Consider the following 3,609-nt stretch of genomic DNA (forward strand, 5'->3'; position numbering starts at 1 on the left):
CACATGGTTCTGCTGTAGTGTATAAAGTACAAGTCCATAAAAACTCTTTGCTATATTCTTTTGATGCTCTTTCTGCAAGTGCTGCTTCTGCATGTCCTGTACATCTATGTTCTGTTATTTCAACATTCCCTTGTTCCATTAATATATTTCCATCGGCATCTACTAATAATGCCCCAAAAGGTGTATTTCCACCTTCTCTTGCCATTTTTGATACTTCTATTGCTCTTCTTAAATAAAATTCATGATTTTTATATGCCATTATAACTTCCCCCAATATATTATTCAATAAATTATAGGTAATAAGTAATACGTATTACCTATTTTTAATATATCAGAGAACTAATATTTTTTCAATAACTTTATGTAAATTTATGTAATTTTTGCCACAATAATTCGTTTTTATATGAACCATATTGTAGTGTATGACTTCCATTTTACGTATATATCAAATTTAATAATTAAACATATAAAAAAATGTAGACAAGTTTTCATTTATCTAAACTTCTCTACATTCTCTGTAAAATTTCAAATATTTAATTATTCCATTAATCTTTGTCTTATTATATTAAATCTTATAAATGTGGTATCAATATATTCTTGTATATACATTACAGGTCTATCATTTTCATCAAAATTTATACCTTCTAAAAGCAAGAATGATTTTACATTATCCTTACATTCAAATTGATTGTTTAATTCATCATTATCTAAATTTGTTATAGTTCCAATCTCAACCTTATCCCAACTTATCCTTACATTAGCTTTATCTCTTAAAAAGTTGAATATTGAATCATCATATTTATCTAAATCATTACATTCATCTTTATGTTCCAATAAACTTAATGGGAAATAATCTACACAATAAGTACAAGGGTTTTCATCTGCATAAAAAATTTTTCTTGCCACTACCAACGGTTCATTTTCTTTTATTTTTAACAACTTACTTAAATTAAAATCAGCATTTATTATTTCATATCCCAAAGTCTTTATAGATGATTTATATCCACTACTTTCTATGATATTAGTAAATTGCCTTACCGGATTGAGTTGAGCTTTCATTTGAAGAGCTTCACTATTTACAAAAGTACCTTTACCTTGTCTTCTAAATATTATCCCTTCTGAGGCAAGCTCATTTAATGCAGATCTTATTGTTATTCTACTTACACCTATTAATTGAGCCATATTTTCTTCACTTGGAAGTTTTGTATCTTTTGATAAATCTAATGATTTTATGTATTTATATATAGAATCTTTTACTTCATCAGTAAGAGATTTACTTTTTATTCGTTGCATTATGAATCCTCCCACATATCACTTGATATGTTAAATTATACACCATAGTAAGGGTTTAATCCAAATAAAAATTCGCTATGCTCATATCGCCAACGGCTTTGCCCGTTGCTCAAAAATTCGCTATGCTCATATCGCCAACGGCTTTGCCCGTTGCTCAAAAATTCGCTGTGCTTAAGCCACTGCGTATGCGCTGCGCTCATATTGCTAGCAACCTTAAAAAATATATCCATTAGCCATAAATTATGATACTTTTAATTTTATTTATTCTGTTGTATTATATTATTCATGTTATGAATTTAGGAGGATATTATGGAAGATATAAGTGTTTCAATAGAAGAGATGATAGAGTTTATACACATCAGATGTGCCGGTGATATATCTAAAGATAGTATAGAGATGATTTTAGATTTACAGGAAGAATTTTTAGCTTCTAAAGGTCTGATAGAAGTGGAAGAAGATGAAGTATATTAAATTATATTTTACTCTAAAACAAAAGGATGAACTTCATGTAAGTTCATCCTTTTTATAATACTATATTTTATTTTCATATGGTTATTAATATTTATTTTAATATTTGTAATGTTACAGTTCTAACTCCCCATTTTGTACAATCAGATTCAGTTGGCATGTATATATCTATTTTATTTCCTTTTATTCCTCCACCTGTATCTTCAGCAGTGAAAACTTTGTCTAATTCTTTTATATACACTTTAGTTCCGTATGGTATTACCTTAGGATCTACAGCTATTGTTCCATATTTTGGTTTAGTTCCTGTAGCTGTTATTCCTCCACCTGTATATGCATAAGATTTAACAGTTAAAGTACTTGATACGCTTAATGATGAGTTAGATGATGAAGATGATGAATTTAATGATATATAACTTCCACTTACCCATCCTGTTTTATTTCCTGCATATTTTATTTGACACCATCCATTACTTGATGCTAATATTTCTACTTTTGTTCCTCTCGCAAGTTTTCCTACTATGCTATTTGATGTAGATGCTCCACTTCTTACATTTAATGATGATGCTGTTACTGTTCCTGTACCTGATGCAGGAGTACTTGTTGAAGTGTTTGATGAGTTATTTGAGCTTGTTCCTCTGCTTATATAATCTCCACTTACCCATCCTTTTTTATTTCCTGAGTATTTTATCTGATACCATCCATTATTTGATGCTAATATTTCTACTTTTGTTCCTCTTGAAAGTTTTCCTACTACTCTATTTGATGTAGATGCTCCTCTTCTTACATTTAATGATGATGCTGTTACTGTTCCTGTACCTGATGCAGAAGTACTTGATGATCCATTTGAACTTGTTCCTTTGCTTATATAATCTCCGCTTGACCATCCTGTTTTATTTCCTGCATACTCTATTTTATACCATCCATTATCTGATGATAATATTTCTACTTCAGTTCCTCTTTTAACTTTACCTACTATTTTATGTGATGTAGATGCTCCACTTCTTACATTTAATGATGATGCTGTTACTGTTCCTGTTGCACCCTCTGCAGCGTCTACTTTATCTATAGGCTCTTTAGCCCCCATTATTATCATTAATGCTCCTACTACAGCAGCTTTTCTTATTCTTTTATTTAACATATCAATTCCTCCTATAAATACTTGATTTATATTAAGGTTAAAAATTATCTGTTCCATGTATTCAATTGCTTTTTATGTAACCTTATACATATATAATATTACATTTCTGTAACTTTTTAAAGTGTTTTTTGTAAATTTATTACAAAACAGTTACAAATTTTCAAACATCAAAAAAATAACAAAAGACATCATGCTAGTAATTTCAATATATTCAGCACAATGTCTTTTTATTAATTTTATCAAATAATTTTTTTATTTTTTTACTACTTTGTTACACTTATAGTTACATTTTGTTACTATTTTTCTTCATAATTTTATATTTATAATTGATTATTTTCCTGCGATAGAAAGTCCTTTCACAATAACTGATGGACTCCCAACATTACTCATAGGGAACTTCAAATCATTTCCAACTGATACTATATTTTTAAGTAAATCAAAATAATTTCCAGCCAAAGTTATTTGTTCAACTGGGAATGACTTCTTTCCTCCCTCTACATAGAAACCTTTCGCTGCCAGTGAGAAATCCCCACTTACAGTATTAGCTCCAGAGTGAAGTCCTGCTAAGTCTGTAATAATTACCCCTTCCTCAATTTCCTTCATCAGATCATCAAATGACATACTACCCTTTTGTAGATATAGATTACTTTCACTTACTCCCACAGATGATGCAGAAGAAGCCTTAAATCCATTACCAGTAGTTTTTACCC

General features: G+C 29.5%; 5 protein-coding genes. 1 reads left to right on the forward strand and 4 read right to left on the reverse strand.

Features of this window, described 5'->3' with window-relative positions:
* Window positions 1-259, reverse strand: a 259-nt coding sequence (locus tag J7G74_RS10865) for a nucleoside deaminase (RefSeq protein ID WP_297135178.1), incomplete at its 3' end; no start/stop codon positions are given.
* A gap of 278 nt (window positions 260-537) precedes the next feature.
* Window positions 538-1,293, reverse strand: a complete 756-nt coding sequence (locus tag J7G74_RS10870) for a GntR family transcriptional regulator (RefSeq protein ID WP_297135181.1) — start codon at window positions 1,291-1,293, stop codon at window positions 538-540.
* 309 nt (window positions 1,294-1,602) lie between these two features.
* Between J7G74_RS10870 and J7G74_RS10875 the strand changes: the two genes are divergently transcribed.
* Window positions 1,603-1,764: a hypothetical protein gene (locus J7G74_RS10875; RefSeq protein ID WP_297135182.1), complete on the forward strand. Its 162-nt coding sequence runs from the start codon at window positions 1,603-1,605 to the stop codon at window positions 1,762-1,764.
* A gap of 91 nt (window positions 1,765-1,855) precedes the next feature.
* Here the strand turns inward: J7G74_RS10875 and J7G74_RS10880 are convergent, their stop codons facing one another.
* Window positions 1,856-2,899 (reverse strand): SH3 domain-containing protein, encoded by a 1,044-nt coding sequence (locus J7G74_RS10880; RefSeq protein WP_297135185.1) that lies wholly within the window; start codon window positions 2,897-2,899, stop codon window positions 1,856-1,858.
* Window positions 2,900-3,229: 330 nt separating this feature from the next.
* Window positions 3,230-3,609 (reverse strand): metallopeptidase TldD-related protein (locus tag J7G74_RS10885; RefSeq protein WP_297135187.1); only part of this gene is annotated, 380 nt, incomplete at its 5' end.

The sequence above is a fragment of the Terrisporobacter sp. genome, from assembly GCF_017888745.1.
Lineage (GTDB): Bacteria > Bacillota > Clostridia > Peptostreptococcales > Peptostreptococcaceae > Terrisporobacter.